The organism is Modicisalibacter muralis (genome assembly GCF_900102945.1).
GTDB classification, from domain to species: Bacteria; Pseudomonadota; Gammaproteobacteria; order Pseudomonadales; family Halomonadaceae; genus Modicisalibacter; species Modicisalibacter muralis.
In genome coordinates, this window is sequence record NZ_FNGI01000013.1 from 1 (window position 1) to 24490 (window position 24490).

A 24490-nucleotide genomic window follows, 5' to 3' on the forward strand; every position below is an offset into this window, starting at 1 on the left:
ACTGACGCTCCCATCTGCCAATAGCGCGGCGCTCACGGATATCGAACAGGGCCGCAGTCTGACGATGTGACAAGCCATCTCGCCACATCCTCTCAAGTACTGCCAGCTTGAAAGCCGCACTGCGGTGTGTGTATTTCTTGCGCAGCCCCGTCACGCCATGCTGCCGGTAGTTGTCCAACCATTGCCGTACGGTGGACGCATCCAGGCAGTGCTGACGTGCCACTTCCCTTAAGCTGGTCTCCTCACGTAAACACTGCTGCACCACCCGCAGCTTGAACCACTCGTCGTACCGATTGCTCATAGAAACACCCCGAAGGTTGGATTGGGTGTCCAACTTTCGGGGTGCAGTTCATCAGGGGGGCACGTGGCGTGCTGACCGAAAAACCCGGCGCATGCCACTTTATCGCGGTTGACGATCCGAACATCCATAGGGGATACCGACCATACTCAGGATATATAAAACTGATAACTAGCCCATCAGACGCTGCCAGAGCAGCAACCCCCAGGTCATTCCGGCCATCATCAGCGACAGCATGACCGCCGCCGAGCCGATGTCCTTGGCGCGCCCGGAGAGCACGTGATGCTCCAGGCCGATGCGATCGATGGCGGTTTCCACGGCACTGTTGAGCAGCTCGACGATCAACACCAGAAAGCAGCTACCCACCAGCAGGATCCACTGCACCGGGGTCTCGCCGATCCACCAGGCAAACGGCAACAATAGCGCGCACAGCAATAGCTCCTGGCGAAAGGCGGCCTCGTTGAGAAACGCCGCCTTGAAGCCCTTCATCGAATAGCGGGTCGAATGCACCAGATGGCGCCAGCCGGTGTCGCTTGGTTTCATGCTCCAGTCTCGCGGGTCATCGATAGTCTCGCGATGGTAGCAGAGGGCTTGCCCGTCGCCACCCTTCCCGATGTGGATCGCCGACTGACCCAATGGTCGCGTTGTCGCGCCCGTGAATGCGAGGCTAGGCTGAAACCATTGCAAGCCTGCTCATTCAGGGAGGGTGCCATGCCTCGCGTATTGATGCTCAAGGACGAAGACCCACGTAGCCGGGTCGAGACGATCGACGACGATCAATTGCCGCACCGTGCGGTCAGCGTCGATATCGACTATTCCGATCTCAATTACAAGGATGCACTGGCGGTCTCCGGCCGGGCCAAAATCGTGCGCGAGTATCCGTTCGTGCCGGGGATCGATCTTGCCGGCCATGTGCGTGAATCCGGCGATGAGCGCTACCGCCCCGGCGACAAGGTGATCGTTACCGGCTGGGGCGTCGGCGAGCGTCACTGGGGCGGCTTCGCCGAGAGCATGAACGTCGACGCCGAGTGGCTGGTACCGTGCCCCGAACGGATGACGACGAAGAACGCCATGCTGCTCGGCACCGCCGGGCTGACCGCCATGCTCTGCGTGATGCGCCTTGAGGAAGCTGGCCTGGCCCAGCACAGCGCGATACTCGTCACCGGCGCCACCGGTGGGGTGGGCAGTTGGGCGGTGCAGATGCTCTCGCGGCTCGGTCACGAGGTGCATGCGGTGACCGGCAAGCCCGATCAGGGCCAGTGGCTCAAGGAACTCGGCGCTTACGACGTTCACGACCGCACCGAGCTGGAGGGCGAGCCGCGCCCGCTGGAAAAAGGCCGCTGGGCCGGCGCGGTGGATACCGTCGGCGGTCAGGTGCTCGCCAATGTGCTGGCGCGCATGGACTACAATGGTCGCGTGGCGGCGGTCGGCCTGGCCGGCGGCACTGAACTTGCGACCACCGTCATGCCGTTCATCCTGCGTGGCGTCTCGCTGCTCGGCACCGACAGCGTGATGATCCCCTTCGAGCAACGCAGCCGTGCCTGGCAGCGCCTTGCCGAGTTGCCCGAGGAGCTGTTCTCCACCATGCAGTATGAAGAGATCGGCATGGATCTGATCGCCGAGCGTGCCGAAGCGCTGCTCAACGGCGATATCCATGGCCGGCTATTGATCGACCCACACCAGTAGATATCCTGGGATAGCGCTCGCCTCGCCGCATTTTACAGTGAGCGAGGCGCAACCCTTGGTCAGCCGACCCGCATTTGCGCTAAAATCGACGTTTCCGATTGCCTTTCATGTTCCATCGACTCGTCGAGCCCACTGCTCATGCCCTACCGCATCGCCATCAACGGTTACGGTCGTATCGGCCAATGCGTCCTGCGTGCACTGGTCGAACGCCCCGAACTGGGTTTTCAGGTGGTGGCGATCAATGAATTCTCCGATCTCGACACCATCGCCTACCTGACCCGCTACGACACCACCCACGGCCATTTTCCCGGGCGTGTCGAGACCCACGACGGCCAGTTGATCGTCAACGGCCAGCCGATCGCCATCCTCTCCGAACCCGAGCCGAGCGAGTTGCCGTGGGGCGAGCTGGACATCGATCTGGTGCTGGAATGCTCCGGCAGCTTCAAGGATCGCGCCACCGCCGAGCGGCATATCGACGCCGGCGCCAGGCGGCTACTGTTCTCGCAGCCCGCCGAATCCGACGTCGACGCGACCATCGTCGGTGGCATCAACGAGCATCTACTGAGCCGCGAGATGCGCATCGTCTCGGCGGCCTCGTGCACCACCAATTGCCTGATCCTGGTGCTCACCGTGCTCAACGAGGCGCTGGGCATCGAGCACGGCGTGACCACCACCATTCACTCGGCGATGAACGACCAGCCGGTGATCGACGCCTACCACAAGTCCGATCTGCGCCTGACGCGCTCGGCGATGCAGTCGATCATCCCCGTCGATACCAGCCTGGCGCGCGGCATCGAGCGCCTGATGCCGGAACTCGCCGGGCGCTTCGAGTGCCTGCACGTGCGCGTGCCGACGATCAACGTCTCGGCCATGGACATGGCGCTTTCGGTGCGCCGCCGCACCACCATTGATGAGGTCAACGCGCTGCTGCGCGAGGCGAGCCTCGACCGCCTGGCCGGACGCCTCGGCTACACCGAGGAGCCGCTGGCCTCGGTCGATTTCAATCACGACCCGCGCTCGGGTATCGTCGACGCCACCCAGACCCGTGTCGCCGGTGGCCACTTGGTCAAGTTGCTGAGCTGGTTCGATAACGAATGGGGCTTCGCTAACCGCATGCTCGATGTCGCCCGGCGCATCAAGGAACTCGACGCGGGCCGATGAGCGCTCGGCGACCCACGCCAATTTCATCCGGCCCGCCAAACCGTGTAACAGAGGAAACCCGCCACCATGAACGTGCGCAAGATGACCGACCTGGAACTCGCCGGCAAACGCGTGCTGATCCGCGAAGACCTCAATGTGCCGATCAAGCAGGGCCGCGTCTCCAGCGATGCGCGTATCCGCGCCTGCCTGCCGACCATTCGGGCGGCGCTGGATGCCGGCGCCAAGGTATTGCTGATGAGCCACTTGGGTCGCCCCAGCGAAGGCCAGCCCGATGAGGCGTTCTCGCTGGCCCCGGTCGCCGAACATCTCGGTGAGCTGCTCGGCAAGCCGGTGCGTCTCGAGGCGAATTATCTGGATAACGACGTCGAGGTCGCGGATGGCGAGGTCGTTTTGCTCGAGAACGTGCGCTTCAATAGCGGTGAGAAGAAAGACGACGAGGCGCTGGCACGCGCCTACGCCAGGCTCTGCGACATCTACGTGATGGATGCCTTCGGCACCGCCCACCGCGCCCAGGCCTCGACCCACGGCGTGGCTCGCTTCGCCGCGGCTGCCTGCGCCGGCCCGCTGCTCGCCAAGGAACTCGAGGCGCTGGAAAAGGCCCTGGCCAACCCGGCACGACCGATGGTCGCCATCGTCGGCGGCTCCAAGGTCTCGACCAAGCTCGAGGTGCTCAACGCACTCTCCGACAAGTGCGACCAGTTGATCGTCGGTGGTGGTATCGCCAACACCTTCATCGCCGCCGCCGGGCACAACGTCGGCAAATCGTTGTATGAAGCCGACCTGCTCGATCAGGCCAAGGCACTCATGGCCAAGGTCGAGATCCCGCTGCCCAGCGATGTCGTGGTGGCCAGCGAGTTCTCGGAAGCCGCCGAGGCCACCGTCAAACCGGTCGATCAAGTTGCCGACAACGAGATGATCCTGGATATCGGTCCCGATACCGCCGCGCGTTTTGGCGACATGCTGAAAAACGCCGGCACCATCCTGTGGAACGGCCCGGTCGGCGTGTTCGAGATCGACCAGTTCGGCAAGGGCACCGAGGCGCTATCCCAAGCCATCGCCGCGAGCAACGGCTTCTCCATCGCCGGTGGCGGCGACACCCTGGCGGCCATCGACAAATACGCCATCGAAGAGCAGGTGTCGTACATCTCCACCGGCGGCGGCGCCTTCCTCGAATACGTCGAAGGCAAGCAGCTTCCCGCCGTCGTGGCCCTGGAAAACGCCGCCAGTTAACACCCGAGACAGCCACCCCTTCAATCCCAATCGTTCAGGAAATACGAATTCATGGCCCTCATCAGCCTGCGTCAACTACTGGATCACGCCGCCGAACACGCTTATGGCGTGCCCGCCTTCAACGTCAACAACCTCGAGCAGATGCGTGCCATCATGGAAGCCGCCGATGCGACCGACTCGCCGGTCATCGTCCAGGCCTCCGCCGGCGCGCGCAAATACGCCGGAGCGCCCTTCCTGCGTCACCTGATTCTCGCCGCCGTCGAGGAATTTCCGCATATCCCGGTGGTCATGCACCAGGATCACGGCACCAGCCCCGCGATGTGCCAGCGCTCGATCCAGCTCGGCTTCTCTTCGGTGATGATGGACGGCTCACTGGGCGAGGACGGCAAGACCCCGACCAGTTACGACTACAACGTCGACGTGACCCGGCGCATCGTCGAGATGGCGCACGCCTGCGGCGTTTCGGTGGAGGGCGAGCTGGGCTGCCTGGGTAGCCTGGAGACCGGCATGGCCGGCGAAGAAGACGGCATCGGCGCTGAAGGCCAACTCACCCATGAGCAGATGCTGACCGACCCGGAAGAAGCCGCCGATTTCGTCGCCAGGACCCAGGTCGACGCCCTGGCCATCGCCATCGGCACCAGCCATGGCGCCTACAAGTTCACCAAGCCGCCGACCGGCGATACCTTGTCGATCTCACGCATCAAGGCGATTCACGAGCGCATCCCCAATACTCACCTGGTAATGCACGGCTCCTCCTCGGTGCCGCAGGAATGGCTCGAAATCATCAATGAGTATGGCGGCAATATCCCCGAAACCTACGGCGTGCCGGTCGAGGAAATCGTCGAAGGCATCAAGCACGGCGTGCGCAAGGTCAACATCGACACCGACCTGCGCTTGGCCTCCACCGGCGCCGTGCGTCGTTTTCTGGCCAACAACCCCGCCGAGTTCGACCCGCGCAAGTTCCTCAAGGAAACCGTCAGCGCCATGCGCGATGTGTGTATCGACCGCTTCGAGGCCTTCGGCACCGCCGGCAACGCCAGCAAGATCAATCCGCTCAACCTGGAGCAGATGTTCCTGCGCTATGAAAAGGGCGAGCTGGATCCCAGCGTGAAGTAAATTCGCAGCGCCTGACAAAAACAGCTCTGCTCCAACGTTGGAGCAGGGCTGTTTTCGTTGATGGAGCTCATGTTCCGATAGGCCTGCTAGCTTGGAAGTATCCACGTTCACGAAGGAGCCCAACATGTCGAAGGAAGGGGTAAACCGCTCGATACGAGGCGTGGTGCTGTGTCAGGATTTCGATATCCTCGCTCACTTCGGCGAGGGCATCATGCGTCATCGCCCGCGCCTCGAACTGCTCTCGCCCGACGAGGTGAGCGACCCGGCAGCCATCGAGTTCGCCTTGACGTTCGACCCGGCCGATGATGCTTTCGCGCCCTACCCCAACCTGCGGTTCATCTGTTCGGTTTCGGTCGCCGCGCACCGGCTGGTGAGTTGCCCGAGCCTTCCCGCTGATGTGCCGATCACGCGGGTGGTCAGCAAGGCTCAGGAACAGACGATGGCGGGTTTCGTGGCCTAGCATGTACTTTGTCATCATCGCCATTTCGGCACGTATTTACGCCACCAGCGCGAGCATCGCTGGCGCAATCTGAACTACCGCGCTCCGTCCGACATGCAGGTCACGATTCTAGGCTATGGCCACATGGGGCGCGCCGTGGCGCAGGCGCTGCTGCCGATGGGCTACCGGGTCACCGGTGTGCGGCGCAGCCATCACGACACACCGGAGTCTGCCAGCATCGAAGTGATGTGTGGGCAGGCAGGCTTGGATAGCCTGCTACCGCGTACCGACATCCTGATCAACCTGCTGCCGTTGACGCCGCAGACACAAGGCTTGCTGGCACGACCGCTGTTCGAGCGTTTGGCCGAGGGCGCCGTACTGATTCACTTGGGTCGGGGCGAGCAGCTCATCGAAGCGGATCTGCTGGAAGCGCTGAATAGCGGCCATTTGGCGGGTGCATCGTTGGATGTGTTTGCCAGCGAGCCGCTGCCGCCCGAGCACCCTTTCTGGGATCACCCGGGTGTACTGGTCACACCACACGATGCCTGCCGGCCGACGCCACAGGCCGTGGCCGAGCATCTCGAAGAATGCCTGCGCCGGGTCGAGGCCGGCGAACCGCTGGAACCTTTGGTGGATAGCCAGCGAGGCTACTGAACTTCCTGCATGCTATACCGCACGCAAGTGATGTATTTCACTGACAGCTTCTTCTGTCTGGTTGTCACCGTAGCCGGATCGAGAGCGCGCGTGAGCGCGCCCTCGACGACGTCATTGCTCGAGCACGAACGGAGAGGTCATTTGATCGACGTTGTCCGGGGTGATGAGGAAGCAGTCGAAGAGCTGTTTCTCGCCATCGAGGGGAATCTCGCCCGTGCGGATGAAGGTATCCGCCAACTGGACCGCTCTTTCGGCGAAGATCGCCACCGGCTGGAGCACGGTGTACGCCAGTTCGCCGGCCTTGATCGCGTCGATGGCGGCGGGAGAGCCGTCGAATCCGCCGACCACCACCTCGTCGAGCTTGCCGGCCTGTTTCAGTGCCGAGATCGCGCCTAGCGCCATCTCGTCGTTGCCGCTGATCACGCCATCGATATTGGGATGGGCCTGCAGCATGCTCTGCATCTTGTTGAAGCCTTGGGTGCGATCCCAGCTAGCGACGTCCGAAGCGACCTTCTTGAGCTCCGGATACTGGCTGAGCACGGTTTCGAAACCGTTGGAGCGCGTCGCGGCGTTGTTGTCGGAGGGCGGGCCCTTGAGTTCGACGTACTTACCCGAGTCGCCGACGATCTGCACCCATTGCTGGGCACCCAATGCCGCCCCCTGCGCGTTGTTGGAGACGAGCTGTGCCTTGGCCAAGCCCTGCTGGTTGATCTCGGCATTGATGATGAACACCGGAATGCCGGCATCGACGGCCTTGCGCACCGCACCGATAGAACCATCGGCATTGGCGGGGTCGAGAATGATGGCATCGGCCTGATTGGTGATCGCCGTGTCGATCTGGCGGCTTTCGGTGTTGGTGTCACCCTTGTGGGAGCTGACTTTCGCCCGATAACCAAGCTCCACGGCGGTTTCCTTGGCGATCTTGGCCTCGGTGAACCAGTAAGGATTCGAGCGGTCGTTGACGATGATCGAGATCAGCCCCTGATCCTGGGCCGACGCGACACCCGCGAGTAACGGGACAGTCACGGCAACCGCTGCAATCAGCAGGCGCTTTGCTTTCATGAACATAGTGGGTCACCTTACTTTTACTTTTGTGGTTGTGGTGCCGGCTTACCGACGGTGCTTTCCGCAGCGGGATCGGCCACTCGGGTCCGGGCTCCCTCGCGCGAAGAGGACGTGTCGCCGTCGGAAGGCTCCGAGCGCTTCTTCCGACCGCGGTATTGAATGCTGTTGAGCAATACGGCGATAACGATGACGGCACCGGTGAACACCGTCTGCCAGTAGGACGACACGCCGATGATCACCAGGCCATCGGCCAGAAAGCCGATCACGAAGGCACCGAGCAGCGTGCCGCGCACATTGCCACGCCCACCGGTCAGCGCCGCGCCGCCGATGACCACGCCGGCGATGGCGGTCAGTTCGTAGGTCGTGCCCGCCGTCGGCCCCGCCGAGGTCAACTGCGATGACAGCACCAGGCCGGCGATGGCGGCGCAGATGCCCGACAATACATAGACCGACACCTGGACGCGCTTGACGGGCACCCCGGAGAGTTCCGCCGCGCGTGCATTGCCACCAGTGGAGTAGATCCAGCGCCCGAAGGGAGTCCGGCTCAGCGCGAGAATGCAGACGATAGCCACGAGCGCCATGATCAGCACACCGGCCGGGATACCCAGAATCCGATTGAAGCCCAGCCAGTCGAACCCGGTGTTACCCAACTCCGGGCTGCCGCCAAGATTGTTGAAGGTGAGACCGTCGGTCATCAGCAGGGCAACGCCACGCGCGACGTAGAGCATGCCGAGCGTCGCAACGAAGGCCGGCACCTTGAAGTAGGCGACGAGCACACCATTGATGACACCGACGAAGGCACCCAGCACGCAGGTCAGAATGACGACCACCCAGACCGGCGGATAAAGCGTGACGCCAAAGGCTTCGAGTGATACCCCTTGCATCAGAAAGCCGGCGAACACACCCGCAAGCCCCAGCGTGGAGCCTACGGACAGATCGATGCCACCGGTGAGAATGACCAGCAGCATGCCGATCGAGAGCAGTCCGAAAATCGCCACATGCGATGACATGACCAGGAAATTGTTCGCCGAGAAGTAGACCGGTGAGAGCATCGAAAAGATGGCGATGATCGCAATCAGGGCGAAAAACGCCCGGCCCTCGAGCAACAGGCGCCCCAGGTCGATGTTGCCGCTGAACAACCTCGAACGGGAGCTTTCCGCGGCTTGGCTGATATCAGTCATTGTTGTTAACTCCGCTATTCGTTTATCAAGCGACTCATGTATCAAGCGACTACGGCTTCACCCGAGGCGGCCATGATCTCTTCCTTGGTGACGTCGGCGCCGAACTCCGCCGATATCCTGCCGCGACTCATCACCACGATTCGGTGTGCAATGCTCAGGCACTCGCCGACCTCGGAGGTCGAGAAGATCACCGCCAAGCCCTGGGCGGCCCCCTCGCTGAGCAGACGAAACACCTCGGCCTTGGCACCGATATCGATGCCGCGACTGGGTTCGTCGAGCAGGACGACCCGCGGGTGCGTCGCCAGCATCTTGCCGATGACGACCTTCTGCTGGTTGCCGCCGGACAGCGACCCGATGGCGGCATTTCCGCCATCGGTCTTGATATGGACGTTGTCGATAGAATCGTCGACGACGGCCTGTTCGCGCTGCCGCGAAGTGAACAGTCCCTTGGTGAATGCCCCGATGCTGGCGAGCGACAGGTTCTCCCCCACCGACATCGTCTGCACCAGCCCATCGCGCTGGCGATCCTCGGGAACCAGCACCAGCCCCTTGGCGATCCGCTCGGCAATGCTCAGCCGCGAAATCTCCTCGCCCTCCAGCACCACCCGCCCCTCGCTCATGGCGACGCGCCCGGCAACGCTTTCGAGCAATTCGGTGCGTCCGGCGCCCATCAACCCGTATATGCATACGATCTCGCCGGCGCGCACGCTCAACGACAGGCGATCGACGACCGAGCGTTCCGGCACCGTGGCATCCGCAACGCTCACGTTCTCGAGCGACAGGGCCACCTCGCCCATGCGGTAGCCGCTCGGCGGCGTGCCAAGATCGAAGTTCTCGCCGACCATGTTGCGCACGATCCACTCCAGGTCGATATCCTTGCGCTCGGCGTAGGCGGTCATCGCGCCATCGCGCAGCACCACCGCGTGGTCGGTGATCTGCAGCGCTTCCTCGAGATGGTGGGAAATGTAGACGATCGAGACGCCGCGACTCTTCAGGTCGCGGATCACCCGGAACAGCACCTCGACTTCCGAGGCGCTCAGCGCCGAGGTCGGCTCGTCCATGATCAGGATGCGCGAGTCGACCGACAGCGCGCGGGCGATCTCGACGATCTGCTGCTGCCCCAGTCGCAGGTCCTCAACCAGGGTCAGTGGATCGATCGGCTCATCCAACTCCTCCATCAACAGGCGCGTCTGACGCTCCTCTTCCGCGTAGTCGACGCCCTTGACGCCGCCCAGCTCGCGGCCCATGAAGATGTTGTCGCGCACGTTCAGGTTCGGCGCGAGGCTCAGCTCCTGGTGAATGATCGAGATGCCGCGCCGTTGCGCCTGCGTGGTCGAGGAGAAGGTCACCGGCTCGCCATCGAGGATGATCTCGCCCGAAGTGGGCTGGATCACCCCGGAGAGAACCTTCATCAGCGTCGACTTACCGGCGCCGTTCTCGCCGAACAGGGTGGTGACCTGGCCACGGTGGACGTCGAAATTCACCGCTTTCAAGGCGTGCACGCTACCGAAGGACTTGGCGATGTTGCGCGCCGAGAGCACGGCCTCGCCGATGGCGGCTTCGGTGGCTGCATGGGTGGAAGCGTTGTGGCTCATTGCACGCTCAGCCTTACTGGCGTGACAAACCAGTTCTTCGGATTGATCAGCTTGAAGACGCCGGTGACCGAGAGGGTCTTGCCGGTCAGGTCGGCGGTGTCGATATCCGACAGAACCTGCGCCTTCATCGCGTCGTTGATCGCCGCGCCGGCATTCTGGTACTCGATCTGGTTGGTGAACTGGCCAAATTCGATATTGCCGGTGGCATCGCGCAGGTCCGTGCCATTGATGGCCGGGCCGGTTTGCACGCGGATCGTCAGTTCATCGGGCACGCCCTCGACATCGACCTCGTAGATACCGGAACTCCCCTCGCCTACGACACCGGTGAACGTAACGGGTATCACCGGGCCGATACCGGCCGACACGCCATACTTCTCGCCCGCCGCGGCCTTGTCCTCGGCAATGGCGGTGGCCAGCGTAGTGGCCTCGACGGCGCGGCTCTCGACGCTTTGCTGAATGCTCGGAAACTGCTCGGCGCCGTATCGCTCGGCCGAGAACGCACCGTCCGAGGCAGCCTTCTCGGAGCCGATCGGCACGACTGTGGTGTCCAGGGCCATGGCACCCACCAGGGCGACCGCGGCAGCGATTGCCAGCGCGACGCCACGCCCCTTGCGGGGCCGCTCCACGGCTCTGATGTCGGCTTGTGAATTCATGGCATTCACTCGCTTGGTATCAGCATGATTTTCAAGGCGCTGGAATCGTTCTTCATCAGCTCAATACCCTTGTGGAAATCTTCCAGGGGTAACTTGTGGGTGACCACGCCGTCGGTGGGAAAGTCACCGCTCTCGATGCCCTCAATCACATGCGGGTAACAGTAGGGCCCCAGGTGGGCGCCGAGCACATCGAGTTCCTTGCGATCGCTGATGATGCTCCAGTCCACGGTGACCGGGTCCTTGAACACGCTGAACTCGACGAAACGGCCCAGCTTGCGCAGCATCGCAAGCCCCTGCTCCACCGACTGGGGCGCGCCAGTGGCTTCGATGTAGATGTCGCAGCCGTAGCCGTCAGTCATGTCCTTGACGATCTGGACCACGTCCTCCTCACGCGGATTGAGCACCACGTCGGCGCCGAACTTCTTGGCCAGCTCGAGCCGCTCGCCGTGCAGATCGAGGACCACCAGCTTGGCCGGGCCGGATTTCTTGGCGGGACCGATCATGCCCAGGCCCAGCGTGCCCGCGCCGGACAGCACGACGATGTCACCCAACTGGATCTGCGCCCGCTGCACCGCGTGCATGGAGCAGGAGAACGGCTCGGTCAACACGATATTTTCCACCGGCACGTCTTCCGGCAGCTTGTGATTGATCGCTTCCTTGGGGAACTTCATGTATTCGGCCATGCCGCCGTTGACGTTGTTCTGGAAGCCATAGACATCATGCTTTTCGCACATCCAGTACTGGCCGCGATGGCAGAAGCGGCAATCCCAGCACGGCACGATCTGTTCGGAGATGATCCGGTCGCCGATCTCGAAGCCCTTGACGCCCGGGCCCATCTTGACCACATGGCCGACGAATTCATGACCGGGGATCATCGGCGCCTTGATATAGGCAGGCTGGGTATCGTCACCCCAGAAGCTCGGCGCCCCTTCGAAGGCCTTGAGATCGCCGGCGCAAATGCCGCAGGCCTCGACCTTGATCAGGATTTCCTTCTCGCCGACCTCGGGCACCGTGACTTCCTCAAGCCGGTAATCGCCGGGGGCGTAGGCGACGATCGCGCGCATCGTTGTGGGGATAGCGATGTCCGCCGAAGAGGACTGGGTAAGCGTTTCGTTCATGACGGCCTCCACTGATCACGCTTGATTTATCATTTGATCCACTAATGCTCAAATGAATTAACGCTTTTCAGTATAGCTGGGTCAATGTCGGCGACGTGATTTTTGTCTTATACTTTAGGATATATCCATTAATAGATTGATTTTTATTATTAAAAGGGATTGTTAAACGAATTTCTTAGCGATGGCTTACGAATAGCATCGTTAGGAATGCCTGTTCATAAAAATCACAACATGATCATATGAACAACCATGGAGTACAAGCCGCTCGCACGAGAGCCGCTTGGCTACGAGACACAAGGACGGATCATGGCGCGCCGGTCAGGAAGCGGCAGTCGCCTCATCCAGACGAAGAATGGTATGGGCATTGGTGACGCTGGTAGCCAGCGTGTCGACGACCCCGGTACGCAACGCGCCCAGGATGCCGGCCGCCTTGGTATTCTCGCTGGCGATCGCGATGACGTCGGGAATCCGCGCCAGGTCGACGATAGTCAAGCCGATCACGCGCCCCTGCATGGGGGTCGCCGAGGGCTTGCCGTGAATGTCGATGAAGTCGTAGCCCATCATGTCGCCCACGGTTCCTGACAACCTGGCCTCGGCAATCTCCTGCGGGGAAAACCAGCCCATGCGAACCATATTGCTGTCTTCACTCAGGTCACCCACGCCAATCAGGGCGATATCGGCCCTACGGGCACGGTCCAGGGTCTGGCGAACCGTGGGGTTTTCATACATGGCGTCGCGCAATGCGGAGTTCTGCACCAGCGCCGGGGCATACAGCGTTTCACTGTCGCCGCCGAACTTCATGGCCAGGCGCCGGCAGATATGGTCGGGATTCATGTACTCCCCGGCGCGCAGCGACCCGCCGATCGCACAGACGAACGAACATTGCCGCTCGCCCTGCCCGAAGACGTTGTCCGCCACCTCGCCGACATTGCGCCCCATGCCGACCGCGACGATGGTGCCGTCGAGCAACCGGCGCGTCAGATGATCGGCCACCAGGCTGGCCACGCCCGAGCGCTGCACGTCGGGGTCCGCGTGATCGAGGGCGACCAAGGCGCGCTTGATACCGAAGCGCCGGATCAACTCCTGCTCTATCTCGGCACTCACCGCCGGGTGCTGCCGCACCCTGACATCGACAATGCCTTCGGCATGAGCTCGCTTGAGCAGGCGCCCCGCCTTGACCCGCGAAATGCCCAGACGATTGGCGATGACCTCCTGGGTCTCGCCCTCGACGTAATACAGCGTGGCAATTTCCGTCATCAACGAGATATCGGCGTTCTCGAAGCGCTCATTCATGGCAACCTTCCTGTGCAACCGGGCAGTAGTGACCGGCACAAGATACCACAGGCTTCGCGACTGGCTTCGACACTCGGCTCACGTTTCGGGACGGTCGCGAAACGCCTCTTTTTCATAGTCGGCAATGCGCGCGACCTTTTCCGCCGACGCCCCGCCGTGGAACTGCGTACCCAGGAACACCGTGACGATGCTCTTGGCCAATTCAGGCCCCACGACGCGCGCGCCGAGCGCCAGAATCTGCGCATCGTTGCTGGAGCGCGCCTTGCCGGCGGAGTACGTGTCGTGTGCCTGGGCCGCGCGAATCCCCTGCACCTTGTTGGCCGATATCGCCACGCCGATCCCGGTGCCACAGACCAGGATGCCCCGCTCGAACTCGCCTGCGGCGATCGACCTGGCGACGCGAACCGCTACATCGGCATACAGCACCGGCTGTGCATTGTAGGTGCCGAAATCGTGCACCTCGTGCCCCAGGGCAGCGATATGCTCACGCAGCGCCTCCTTGAGTTCGTACGCCGCCTCGTCACCCCCCAGGGCAACCCGCAACGACACATCGTCTTTAGCCATGAACCCGCGCCTCCCTATCTAACCATGCAAACCCGCCAGGATGATCCCGGCCATCGTTTGTTCAAAATATCACCATATGATCTTTTGTAAAGCCCAAGAGCAATCGAACAGCGCTTTGCAACGTGGCAAAGACAGCGCAAAATTCTGCATAGATTAATATTCTTAAAACATAACGAACTGTTTTAATGGATAAATTACAGAAAGTATTGAAAGCTCACTACCAAAGTCTTAATCAGGAAACCTCCAAGCTCGCTTGACACAAGCAACACCAAAGCTTAAACATTTGATCATCTTTGGAACATTATTTTGAAGCCGTTACGGGTCATGCGCTACCGCTCCTGGCACTGGCATTCGAGCGACGCCATCATGACCCTTCGGCCAAGCGCGACCCGATTCGCGACAACAACGAACAAGAGGACACCGCCATGCAGCGCATCATCAACGATCCCGACAACGTGGTGGACGATGCCGTGAAAGGGTACAGGCGCGCGTCCCCCGATCTTTACGCCGCGACCGAGCATCCCCGCGTGCTGAAGTTCTCGGGAGAGACCGTGGACAAGGTGGGCGTCGTCACGGGTGGCGGCTCGGGCCACGAGCCTGCTTTCCTGGGTTATATCGGCGAGGGTCTCTGCGATGCGGTGGCGATCGGTGAGGTCTTTTCGTCGCCCACCGCCGACGCCTTTCTCGAAGCGTTTCGCGCCGCGAATCGCGGCCAGGGCGTCGCTTGTCTTTATGGCAACTACGCGGGCGACAACATGAACGTGAAACTGGCCCGGCAGATGGCTGAAATGGAGGGCATCGACGTCCAGACCGTCGTCGCGCGCGACGACGTGGCCTCGGCGCCCGCCGATCAGCGTGACAAGCGGCGTGGCGTGGCCGGCGAAATCATCATGTGGAAGGTCGGCGGCGCTGCCGCGGCACGCGGCGAGAGCCTGGATGAAGTCATACGACTGGCGCAGAAAGCCGTCGATGCGTGCTCGAGCATCGGCGTCGGCCTCAGTAGCTGCACCATTCCCGCCAATGGCAAGCCCAACTTTTCGATAGACCCCGGCATGATGGAACTGGGCATCGGTCACCACGGCGAGCCGGGTATCGAGGTAGCACCGCTCACCGACGCCGATGCCATGGCAAGCGCCATGTGCGGCCCGATTCTCGCCGACCGGACGTTCGAGAATGGCAGCGAAGTCGCCGTGCTGCTATCGGGACTCGGCGCGACGCCGGTCATGGAACTCAACCTGCTGTATTCGCATGTCGCCGACCGACTGGATGCCGAGGGAATCAAGGTACACCGGACGTATATCGGTAATTATTTCACCTCGCTGGACATGATGGGCGCGTCATTGACCGTGGTGAAACTCGATGACGAACTGAAGGCCCTGCTCGACGCTCCGTGCCGCTCCCTAGCCATGACGCAATAAACATCCCTGCCTGACCCGGTATCCAGGAGAAAACAATGCAGTTCTTGAACGCATCCAACGGCACGGAAATCCTTGACGAACTTATCGGTGTCATCCTTGAAAATCGCACCTACCTGAGTGAAGTCGATGGTGCAATTGGCGATGGCGATCATGGCATCAACATGGCCAAGGGGTTTCGTCTTTGCGGTGAAGCCATCGAAGGAAAGCAGCTATCGCTGCACAAGGCACTGAGTAATCTGGCGACGACACTGATGGGCTCGATAGGCGGCTCGATGGGGCCGCTCTACGGTAGCTTTTTCCTCGGCATGGCCAATGCCGTGAAGGACAAGGACACCATCGACGCCAAGGCATTTGGCGACATGCTGAGCGGTGGACAGACCGCACTGCAGGGCATCAGCGATGCCCAGGTTGGCGATAAATGCCTGATCGATACGCTGACGCCGGCAATCGCTGCCTATCAAAAAGCCATCGAAGCGGGAGAAAGTTTTCCCGCTGCCCTGCAAGCATTGAAAACAGGCGCGCAACAGGGTCGAGATTCCACCAAGGACCTGGAAGCCAGAATCGGCCGCGCTTCGCGCCTCGGCGAGCGATCGAAAGGCCACTTGGATGCCGGCGCCGTGTCGTGCTGCCTGTTGCTCACCCAGCTCGCCGACAGCACCGAGTCACGGTTGGAAACGGCCGCCGCCTGAATCGACGAGTCGCCGAATCGGCGCCCGCGTCCCGGCTCGTCCATTCTCAAAGCTTCGACATTCTTGCCCACTTCCTGGTAGCGCCTCGGCGCTACCGCCATTTTTCGATTGCAGATCACGCCGGGAGTTATGCCATGTCGTCCCGACTCGAGGCACTCAAAGCCCTTTCGCTGGTGGTGGCCGATACCGGCGACCTCGACGCGATAAAACGCTATCAACCGCATGACGCCACCACCAATCCATCGCTGATTCTCAAGGCATTCGACCTTCCCGGTCATCAGGGGTTGATCGATCGCACGTTGGCCCAGCTCAAAAACGGCACGCAGGAATCACAGGCGCGCATCGAACGTGGCGTCGATCACCTCGCCGTGGCCATCGGCAGTGAAATTGCCGGCCTGATTCCCGGACGAGTCTCGACCGAGGTGGCGGCCAGGCTGTCCTTCGATACCCAGGCCAGCATTCGCAAGGCCCACGAGCTGATCGAGCTGTATGACCGGGCCGGCGTCGACAGCGACCGGGTGCTGATCAAGCTGGCATCGACTTGGGAGGGCATCCGCGCCGCCGAGCGTCTGCAGCAAGAAGGCATCCAATGCAACCTGACGCTGCTGTTCAGCCGCGCTCAGGCTCAGGCCTGTTTCGATGCCGGTGTCTACCTGATATCCCCTTTCGTCGGGCGAGTCACCGACTGGTACCGAAAGGAGACCGGGCAGCAATTCACGCCGGACGACGACCCTGGCGTTCGCTTCGTTCGCGATGTCTGCAACGTCGCCGATGGCGGCAATTACGCGACCGTGGTGATGGGCGCCAGCTTCCGCACCGTCGACCAGGTCCTGGCGCTGGCGGGCTGCCATCGCTTGACCATTTCTCCGGCGCTTCTCGAGGAACTCGGCAGCAGCCACGGGCCGGTCAACCGGCGTATCGAGTTCCCGGGACGGCATACCCAACCGCCCGCCCCGCTGGGCGAAAGCGAATTCCGCTGGAACCACAATCAGGATGCCATGGCCAACGACAAGCTGGCCGAGGGCATCCGTCGTTTCGCCGAGGATCAGGCTTCTCTCGAGAAGCTGATCGCTAAGCGCATGAACCTGCGATAACTGCCACGGAGCCGACCGATGCCTTCTCGTTTCATGCTTGCCAATGCCATCCGCGCGCTATCGATGGATGCCGTGCAAAAAGCCAATTCAGGCCACCCCGGCGCACCGATGGGCATGGCCGATATCGCCGAAGTGCTATGGAACGATCATCTCAAGCACAACCCGGCCAATCCCACCTGGCAGGATCGCGATCGCTTCGTTCTCTCCAACGGTCACGGCTCGATGCTGCTTTATTCGCTACTGCACCTGACCGGCTATGACCTGACGACCGACGACCTGAAACAGTTTCGGCAACTCCATTCGCGCACGCCGGGCCACCCCGAGCTGGGTTATACCCCCGGTGTCGAGACGACCACGGGGCCGCTGGGCCAGGGCTTGGCCAACGCCGTCGGCATGGCGATTGCCGAACGCACGCTGGCCAGCCAATACAATCGCCCCGATCACACGATCGTCGATCACCGCACCTGGTGCTTCGTCGGCGATGGTTGCCTGATGGAAGGCATCAGCCATGAGGCCTGCTCCCTGGCGGGGACGCTGGGGCTGGGCAAGCTGACCGTCATCTACGACGACAACGGCATCTCCATCGACGGCGACGTCAAGGGCTGGTTCACCGACGATACCGCCAAGCGTTTCGAGGCCTACGGCTGGCATGTGGCGGCGGATGTCGATGGCCATGACCCGGCGCAGATCGATCAAGCCATCGAACTCGCCAAGCGCCAGGATGACCGCCCCAGCCTGATTATCTGCAAGACCGTCATCGGCTTCGGCGCGCCCAACAAACAGGGCACCGAGGCCACGCATGGCGCCGCGCTGGGCGACGATGAAGTCGCCGCCGCCCGGGAGCGGCTCGACTGGCCACATCCGGCTTTTCACGTCCCGGACGATATCTATGCCGGCTGGAACGCCATCGACAAAGGCAGCCAAAGGGAGGCGGATTGGCAGGCGCGTTTCGCGCGTTACAGCGAAACATTTCCCAGTGAAGCCAGGGAACTCCAACGTCGCTGGAACGGCGAGTTGCCCGGCGATCTCGACGGCGCGCAAGTCATCGAACAGGCACAACGGGCGTGCGAGAGCCTGGCATCACGCAAGGCTTCCCTGCAGACACTGAATCGCCTCGCGCCAAGGCTTCCCGAACTGCTGGGTGGAAGCGCCGATCTGGCGCCATCCAACCTGACCTTCTGGGACGGCGCCGAGGCCATTTCCCCGACAAGCCCCGCGGGCAACTACCTGCACTATGGCGTGCGCGAATTCGCCATGGGCGCGATCATGAACGGCATCAGCATGCATGGCGGCTTCATCCCCTATGGCGCCACCTTCCTGACCTTCATGGAATACATGCACAACGCCGTGCGCATGGCGGCCCTGGCCAAACGCCAGGTGGTCTTCGTCTATACTCACGATTCGATCGGCTTGGGCGAGGACGGCCCGACCCACCAGCCCGTCGAGCAACTCAACGCCCTGCGCGTGACACCCAACCTGGCCACCTGGCGCCCCTGCGACGCCACGGAAACCGCGGCGGCCTGGCTGGCGGCGCTCAAGCGCCAGGACGGACCGACAGCCCTGGTGCTGTCCCGCCAGACGTTGGCGGGACAACGGCGCAGCACCGAGCAAGTGGCGCATATCGAGCGTGGCGGCTATGTGCTGCGAGACTGCCAGGACTTCCCTGACTTGATCCTGATCGCCACTGGCTCCGAGGTGCAGCTGGCGATGCAGTCCGCCGACGCGCTGGCAGCCAAGGGCCGGCGTGTCCGCGTGGTATCCATGCCCTGCACGGCGATGTTCGATCAGCAGGACGTGGACTACCGTGAATCGGTGCTGCCTTCTCATATACGCAAACGTATTGCTATCGAGGCCGCGCATGCCGATTACTGGCACAAGTATGTCGGCCTCGATGGCCGCGTCATCGGCATGACCGGATACGGCGAATCGGCGCCCGCACCCGATCTTTTCAAACATTTCGGCTTTACCGTCGAACGGGTCGTAGCACAGGCCGAGGCACTACTGGACTGATCGATACGCGGCAGCGCGTTAGCCCAGCTCGTCGAAAACGCCCCGCACCAGCTCCGAGAGTGTGGGGTGGATGTGGATCGTGTTTCGAATCAGCGCTGCGCTAGCGTCACCGGCATTCATCGCCACCGCAACCTCATGCACCAGATCGGCCGCCTGCGGCCCAATCATATGGAAGCCGAGGATACGTTCGCTGCCTTCCTCCATCAGCAGCTTGGCGAAACCGGGCGGGGCACCGACGATCTTGCCCTTGGCGACATCGGCGTACGCTTTTTTGGCGACCCGGTAGCGCAACCCCTGCTGCTGGCATTCGTGCTCGGTTAGCCCCACCGCGCCAACCTGTGGGTCGGAGAACACCGCATGCGGATTGGCGCGATAGGAGACCGCTTCATTGGAGCCCTGCGAGTTGCGATAGGCCAGTTCGCCCTCGTAGCTCGAAGTATGCTTGAACATCGCCTGGCCGATGATGTCGCCGTAGGCGTAGATATCCGGGTGGCTGGTGCGTAGCGCTTCGTCGATGCGAATCCAGCCTTTGTCGTCGAGCTCGACCCCGGTCTTATCCAGGTCCAGCGCATCGCTGTTGGGTTTGCGCCCGGCGGCGATCAGTAGCTCGTCGGCCAGCACGGTGGTGGTCTCGCCATTCTCGCCTTGGGTGATTTCCAGGCCCTTGCCGGCGCCTTCCCTCACCGCGCGCTCCGCTCGCGAATCCATACACAGCCACACCTTGCGTCCGAATTCCTGGGTGAATAGCTCACTGACCTCATGATCTTCGCTGAGCAGGGTCCGGCCCGAGTCGACGATCGTCACCTCGGTACCCAGCGTGGCGAAGAAATGGCCCAGTTCGGCGCCGATGTAGCCGCCACCGAGAATCACCAGCCGCCGCGGCTGGGTGGTCAGTTCCAGCACGTCTTCGTTGGTCCAGTAGCCGACCTCTTCCAGGCCGTCGATGGGCGGTACGGCGGGGCGTGCGCCACTGGCGATGAAAAATTTATCGGCGGTGATGCGCTGCCCATCGTCGGTCTCGAGCAGTTTGTCGTCGATAAAACGCGCGTGGCTGTAAAACGGCGTCAACGCCTCGTCGACCCACTGCTTGGCGCCAGCGGCATTGTCGGCGCGTTGCTCGCGCATGCGCTGCATGATCCGGTCGAAATGCACGCGAACCGAGGATTGATCGAGTGTCAGGCCGAACGCTTCGGCCTCACGGATCGTCTTCATCACTTCGGCCGACTGGATCAATGCCTTGGACGGTATGCAGCCGCGATTGACGCAGGTACCGCCCAGCGCATGGGATCGCGCCTCGATCAGCGCCACGCGCTTGCCGGCTTGATGGGCATGATAGGCGGCGCTCAAACCGGAGCCACCGCCGATCACCGCTACGTCGAAATGCTCTACGTCAGGCATCGAAAACCTCCTTGTCGGGCTGGCTTCCCTCCAGCGTGCGGACTATCAGCTTTCCAAGCGCCTCAACAGGCGCCGACCACGCCGGCTGCGCTTGGCCCGATGCATGGCTTCACTGCCGATGCGCTGACCGACGATACGCGCCATGCCGACCAGCACGCCGGAGGCCGCGCCCCACAACAACGCATGGCGCCACCCCACATCCGCGTCGTAAGTATCCAGAGGCGGTTTACCGATCTTGCGTTGGTAGGTTTTCTGCATGCTATTGCGTGCCGCTACGCCAGCGGCGATCGCCACGCCCGAACTGACCAATGTCCACAGCGTCTCTTCCTTCATGATGTCTTCCTTCGTCCTTGTACCGATCGAATGTATCGATCGAGCGGATCACGGTTTATCCAGCCCGTATCTCAAGCGTAGACGAGTGACACCCCTTGAGATGCACGAATGCCACCCTCAGATTTTTCATACGCAGCTAACGACGCTCTCCATTCAGCAAGACCGCCATCCGGCGCAACGCCAAGGAGAATGACATGAGCCGCAAGACACTGACTGCCATCAATCCCGCCAATGAAAAGGTCGTCGGCGAACACGATATGCTCGACGAGGCAGGGATTGCCGCCAAGCTCGACAAGACCCGCCATGGCTACGCCGAATTGCGCCAGCTACCGGTCAGCGAGCGCGCGAGGCGATTGCATGCCGTCGCCGATTTGATCGACGAGCGCCAAGCCGATATTGCCGAGGTGATTTGTCATGAGATGGGCAAACTGTTCCGCGGCGTGATCGATGAAACGAAAATTTCCTCGGCCATCGTGCGCTTCTATGCCGACAACGCCGAGGAATTCATGAAGTCCCAGCCCAAGGAGGTTCCTGGCGCGCAAAAGGCCGAAGTGATACGCGAGCCGATGGGCGCGGTGCTCGGCGTGATGCCCTGGAACTATCCGCTGTATCAGGTGGTGCGGTTCGCCGCGCCCAACCTGGCCGGTGGCAATGCCTGTCTGCTCAAGCACGCCTCCAACGTGCCGGGCAGCGCCAAGCTGATCACCCAGCTGTTTCACGATGCCGGCTTCGAGGAAGGCGCTTTCACTTGGCTGCCGGTATCGGCCAGCCAGATCGACGATATCATTCGCGACCCGATCGTCTGCGGCGTCACCCTGACCGGCAGCGAGCCCGCCGGCCGCGCGGTGGCCAAGACCGCCGGCGACGAGATCAAGCCCAGCGTGCTGGAACTCGGCGGTATCGATCCGTTGATCGTGCTCGACGACGCCGATATCGACAAAGCCGTGGAACTGGCGATTGCCGGACGCTTCGATAACACCGGCCAAAGCTGCGCGGCTTCCAAGCGACTGATCGTCGTCGAACCCTTGGCCGAGCGCTTCACCGAGCGCCTTATCGATCAGGTGCAGAAGATGCGCATCGGCGATCCGATGGACGCCAGCAATGATATCGGTCCGATGTCGCGCAAGGATCTGCGTGACGACCTCCACGATCAGGTCAAGCGGGCCGTCAAGGCAGGCGCGCAACTCGAAACCGGCGGCGAGATTCTCGACAAGCCCGGTGCCTGGTACGCGCCGACGGTGTTGACCAATGTCGCGCCAGGTAACCCGGCCTTCGACGAGGAGCTGTTCGGCCCGGTGGCTTCGGTGGTCGTCGCCGAGGGCACCGAGCACGCCATCGAGCTTGCCAATCACAGTGACTATGGCCTGGGCGGCACCGTGGTCGGTCAGGACGTCAAGCGCGCCGAGCAGGTCGCACGCCGGCTGAACGTCGGCATGAGCTTCGTCAACCAACCCACCACGCCCTATGCCCAACTGCCTTTTGGTGGGGTGAAGAATAGCGGCTACGGTCGCGAGCAGAGCGAATACGGCTTCGGCGAATTCCTCAACGTGCGTACCGTTTTCGTCGCCGCCTGACCGCTGGCTTCGTCCTAGAGTCACGCCCTGCGACCCACGTCGCAGGGCGTTTTCGTTTATACGGTGGCTCCTTTATTCAGTCTTTGTCCATCGATTACCTACAGTAAAAGTACAGCCATGGAGTCGGAGGTGAACCATGATCGAGCAGCGCTTTCATCGCCTGGGATCGCACCCGCTGATTGTCCTGTGTGCGATAGCACTGCTGGCCATGGCAGGGCCGGCCAGCGCACGGAGCAATGGGCCGGATGCCCGGGTCGAGGTCCGCGAGCAGTCGCCCTACGGTCGATACCTCACCGATAGCAAGGGGCGTAGCCTGTATCTGTTCGAGCAGGATAAACAAGGTGGCACGATGAGCACCTGTGTCGATGCCTGCGCCAACACCTGGCCTCCCTACACCGTCACCGGCGACCCCACCGTCGGCAAGGGTGTGGTTTCGTCCAAGCTCGGCACCATCGAACGCGAGGACGATATCAGGCAAGTCACCTACGCCGGCTGGCCGTTGTATTACTTCAGTGGTGATGATCGGCCCGGCGATGCACTCGGTCAGGATGTCGAACACCTCGGCGGCGAGTGGTACCTGATCACGCCCAAGGGTGAAAAAGTCGTCCATGGCGAACGCAGCGAAGCGCCCGACATTGGCGATACCGGGATCGAGAATCCTTCAGGCGTCAGCCAGTAGCGCGTTGCCGGCGAATAAGCGAGACCATGTTGCCCCAGGCAAGTCTTTCGTCTGCTAACATTGCTCGTTTGGCCGATGGCTCATGCCGTCGTTCGCTCCGTGTATTCCAGCGAGTGTCCTGTCGATGTCGATGCTTCGAGGTTTTTTGCTCCTCATACTGTTCTTGCTGGTGGGCGAATCGCTCTCCTTCATGCTCGATTGGCCAATCAGCGGCAGCGTGATCGGCATGATAACGCTGACTACCTGGTTGATGCTGCGCGGTCATGTCAGCCAGGATCTCGTCGCCGCCAGCCAACCGTTGATCGCCTTTTTGACCATGCTGATCATGCCCGGCGTGGTTGGCGTGTTCTTTCTCGGCGCACAGCTCGCCGGGCAGTGGCTGGCCATCGCCATCAGCCTGATCGTCGGTACGCTGCTCAGCGTACTGACCACGCTACTCTTGATGAACCGCTTCACCCGCGCCGTAAGCGAGAGCGAGTCGCATGACTGACCTCGCCCTGCGTTGGCAAACGCTGCCCGCCCACCTGGCCGACACGCCGCTATTATCGACCGCTTTGACGCTGTTCGCCTTCATGCTCGGCGCCCGACTGTTTCAAGTCATCAAGCAGCCCGGCTGGTGCCCGCCGATCCTGATCGCCAGTAGCTTGCTGGCGCTGTTGATCTGGGTGCTACCGATCGGCTATCAGGACTATTACCAAGGCGCCGCCTGGCTGATGCTGCTGCTCGGGCCTGCCACGGTGGCGCTGGGCGTTCCCCTGTATCAGCAATTTCACCATATTCGCGCGTTGTGGCGCCCGGTGCTCATCACCCTGCCACCGGCAGCGATGCTGGCGGCGGCGTATTCGGTAGCATTGGCCTGGTGGCTGGGCGCCTCACCCAACGTCGTTGCATCGCTGGCCCCCAAATCGGTCACCGCACCCATCGCACTCGGCATCACCGAGCAGATCGGTGGCTCGGCCTCGCTGATGATGGGCGGGTTACTGATCACTGGCGTGGTTGCGACCCTCGCCATTAGTCTGCTTGCCCCGCGACTCGGCGTGACCGATGAACGGGTGATCGGTTTCACGTTAGGCGTCAACGGCCATGCCATCGGTACCGTGCGAGCCTTCGAGATCAGTGCCGCCGCCGGTGCCTTCGCCTCGCTGGGCATGGGGCTGACCGGCATCTTCACGGCGATTTTCCTGCCAATTGCCTGGCAGCTGTTGGCATTCCCCATGCCCTGAAAAACGAGGATGGGTACTT

General features: G+C 62.0%; 24 protein-coding genes and 1 pseudogene. 14 read left to right on the forward strand and 11 right to left on the reverse strand.

The window, feature by feature from the left end:
- Nucleotides 1-301: helix-turn-helix domain-containing protein (locus BLR92_RS17445; protein ID WP_139171580.1), on the reverse strand; the 301-nt coding region annotated here is incomplete at its 3' end.
- 168 nt (nucleotides 302-469) lie between these two features.
- A complete protein-coding gene (locus tag BLR92_RS17450) occupies nucleotides 470-841 on the reverse strand; it encodes a diacylglycerol kinase (RefSeq protein WP_089730559.1) in 372 nt (123 codons plus the stop codon).
- A gap of 168 nt (nucleotides 842-1009) precedes the next feature.
- Between BLR92_RS17450 and BLR92_RS17455 the strand changes: the two genes are divergently transcribed.
- The 6 genes and pseudogenes from BLR92_RS17455 to BLR92_RS17480 form a co-directional block, all read left to right on the forward strand.
- Nucleotides 1010-1984 carry an MDR family oxidoreductase gene (locus BLR92_RS17455; protein ID WP_089730560.1) on the forward strand — a complete coding sequence of 325 codons (975 nt, stop codon included), beginning with the start codon at nucleotides 1010-1012 and terminating at the stop codon, nucleotides 1982-1984.
- Nucleotides 1985-2122: 138 nt separating this feature from the next.
- Nucleotides 2123-3145 carry a type I glyceraldehyde-3-phosphate dehydrogenase gene (locus tag BLR92_RS17460; RefSeq protein ID WP_089730561.1) on the forward strand — a complete coding sequence of 341 codons (1023 nt, stop codon included), beginning with the start codon at nucleotides 2123-2125 and terminating at the stop codon, nucleotides 3143-3145.
- A gap of 66 nt (nucleotides 3146-3211) precedes the next feature.
- Nucleotides 3212-4375, forward strand: coding sequence for a phosphoglycerate kinase (locus BLR92_RS17465; protein ID WP_089730562.1), 1164 nt, complete (start codon nucleotides 3212-3214; stop codon nucleotides 4373-4375).
- 51 nt (nucleotides 4376-4426) lie between these two features.
- Complete coding sequence (gene fba / locus BLR92_RS17470) at nucleotides 4427-5491, forward strand: class II fructose-bisphosphate aldolase (RefSeq protein ID WP_089730563.1); 1065 nt, start codon at nucleotides 4427-4429, stop codon at nucleotides 5489-5491.
- A gap of 124 nt (nucleotides 5492-5615) precedes the next feature.
- Nucleotides 5616-5951 (forward strand): Rossmann-fold NAD(P)-binding domain-containing protein, encoded by a 336-nt coding sequence (locus BLR92_RS17475; protein ID WP_089730564.1) that lies wholly within the window; start codon nucleotides 5616-5618, stop codon nucleotides 5949-5951.
- 15 nt (nucleotides 5952-5966) lie between these two features.
- Nucleotides 5967-6584: pseudogene (locus BLR92_RS17480) on the forward strand (NAD(P)-dependent oxidoreductase); the annotation flags it as partial.
- Nucleotides 6585-6695: 111 nt separating this feature from the next.
- On the opposite strand, the gene BLR92_RS17485 reads toward BLR92_RS17480, so the two are convergent.
- The 7 genes from BLR92_RS17485 to rpiB all read right to left on the reverse strand — a co-directional run bounded on the left by BLR92_RS17485 (nucleotide 6696) and on the right by rpiB (nucleotide 14053).
- Entirely contained in the window at nucleotides 6696-7652 is a 957-nt protein-coding gene (locus BLR92_RS17485; protein ID WP_089730566.1) for a D-ribose ABC transporter substrate-binding protein, read from the reverse strand.
- A gap of 17 nt (nucleotides 7653-7669) precedes the next feature.
- Complete coding sequence (locus BLR92_RS17490; protein ID WP_089730567.1) at nucleotides 7670-8830, reverse strand: ABC transporter permease; 1161 nt, start codon at nucleotides 8828-8830, stop codon at nucleotides 7670-7672.
- Nucleotides 8831-8871: 41 nt separating this feature from the next.
- A complete protein-coding gene (locus tag BLR92_RS17495; protein ID WP_089730568.1) occupies nucleotides 8872-10425 on the reverse strand; it encodes a sugar ABC transporter ATP-binding protein in 1554 nt (517 codons plus the stop codon).
- Nucleotides 10422-11078, reverse strand: coding sequence for a DUF2291 family protein (locus BLR92_RS17500; protein ID WP_089730569.1), 657 nt, complete (start codon nucleotides 11076-11078; stop codon nucleotides 10422-10424). Before BLR92_RS17500 ends, BLR92_RS17495 begins: the two co-directional genes overlap by 4 nt.
- A gap of 5 nt (nucleotides 11079-11083) precedes the next feature.
- Nucleotides 11084-12196 (reverse strand): MDR/zinc-dependent alcohol dehydrogenase-like family protein, encoded by a 1113-nt coding sequence (locus BLR92_RS17505; RefSeq protein WP_089730570.1) that lies wholly within the window; start codon nucleotides 12194-12196, stop codon nucleotides 11084-11086.
- Between the two features lie 318 nt (nucleotides 12197-12514).
- Complete coding sequence (locus BLR92_RS17510) at nucleotides 12515-13489, reverse strand: sugar-binding transcriptional regulator (protein WP_089730571.1); 975 nt, start codon at nucleotides 13487-13489, stop codon at nucleotides 12515-12517.
- A 78-nt stretch (nucleotides 13490-13567) separates the two neighbouring features.
- Complete coding sequence (gene rpiB, locus BLR92_RS17515; RefSeq protein ID WP_089730572.1) at nucleotides 13568-14053, reverse strand: ribose 5-phosphate isomerase B; 486 nt, start codon at nucleotides 14051-14053, stop codon at nucleotides 13568-13570.
- A 293-nt stretch (nucleotides 14054-14346) separates the two neighbouring features.
- Between rpiB and BLR92_RS17520 the strand changes: the two genes are divergently transcribed.
- From BLR92_RS17520 to tkt, 4 genes are all read left to right on the forward strand, one after another.
- Entirely contained in the window at nucleotides 14347-15471 is a 1125-nt protein-coding gene (locus tag BLR92_RS17520) for a dihydroxyacetone kinase subunit DhaK (RefSeq protein ID WP_245704258.1), read from the forward strand.
- A 35-nt stretch (nucleotides 15472-15506) separates the two neighbouring features.
- Complete coding sequence (gene dhaL, locus BLR92_RS17525) at nucleotides 15507-16160, forward strand: dihydroxyacetone kinase subunit DhaL (RefSeq protein WP_089730573.1); 654 nt, start codon at nucleotides 15507-15509, stop codon at nucleotides 16158-16160.
- Nucleotides 16161-16294: 134 nt separating this feature from the next.
- Nucleotides 16295-17254, forward strand: coding sequence for a transaldolase (gene tal / locus BLR92_RS17530; RefSeq protein ID WP_089730574.1), 960 nt, complete (start codon nucleotides 16295-16297; stop codon nucleotides 17252-17254).
- Nucleotides 17255-17272: 18 nt separating this feature from the next.
- Nucleotides 17273-19264, forward strand: coding sequence for a transketolase (tkt, locus tag BLR92_RS17535; RefSeq protein ID WP_089730575.1), 1992 nt, complete (start codon nucleotides 17273-17275; stop codon nucleotides 19262-19264).
- A gap of 18 nt (nucleotides 19265-19282) precedes the next feature.
- On the opposite strand, the gene BLR92_RS17540 is transcribed toward tkt, so the two are convergent.
- Both BLR92_RS17540 and BLR92_RS17545 read right to left on the reverse strand, forming a co-directional pair.
- Nucleotides 19283-20662, reverse strand: coding sequence for a dihydrolipoyl dehydrogenase family protein (locus BLR92_RS17540; protein ID WP_089730576.1), 1380 nt, complete (start codon nucleotides 20660-20662; stop codon nucleotides 19283-19285).
- A gap of 45 nt (nucleotides 20663-20707) precedes the next feature.
- Complete coding sequence (locus BLR92_RS17545) at nucleotides 20708-20995, reverse strand: DUF4235 domain-containing protein (RefSeq protein ID WP_089730577.1); 288 nt, start codon at nucleotides 20993-20995, stop codon at nucleotides 20708-20710.
- 194 nt (nucleotides 20996-21189) lie between these two features.
- Between BLR92_RS17545 and BLR92_RS17550 the strand changes: the two genes are divergently transcribed.
- The 4 genes from BLR92_RS17550 (at nucleotide 21190) to BLR92_RS17565 (ending at nucleotide 24471) form a co-directional block, all read left to right on the forward strand.
- On the forward strand, nucleotides 21190-22569 hold the full coding sequence (locus BLR92_RS17550) for an NAD-dependent succinate-semialdehyde dehydrogenase (protein WP_089730578.1): 1380 nt from the start codon (nucleotides 21190-21192) through the stop codon (nucleotides 22567-22569).
- Between the two features lie 136 nt (nucleotides 22570-22705).
- The gene (locus tag BLR92_RS17555) at nucleotides 22706-23248 is read left to right on the forward strand and encodes a COG4315 family predicted lipoprotein (protein WP_217636610.1); all 543 of its coding nucleotides are present in this window, start codon (nucleotides 22706-22708) and stop codon (nucleotides 23246-23248) included.
- A 145-nt stretch (nucleotides 23249-23393) separates the two neighbouring features.
- On the forward strand, nucleotides 23394-23738 hold the full coding sequence (locus BLR92_RS17560; protein ID WP_340148224.1) for a CidA/LrgA family protein: 345 nt from the start codon (nucleotides 23394-23396) through the stop codon (nucleotides 23736-23738).
- A complete protein-coding gene (locus tag BLR92_RS17565) occupies nucleotides 23731-24471 on the forward strand; it encodes an LrgB family protein (protein ID WP_089730580.1) in 741 nt (246 codons plus the stop codon). The genes BLR92_RS17560 and BLR92_RS17565 overlap by 8 nt, the downstream gene beginning before the upstream one ends.
- The last annotated feature ends 19 nt before the right edge of the window (nucleotides 24472-24490 follow it).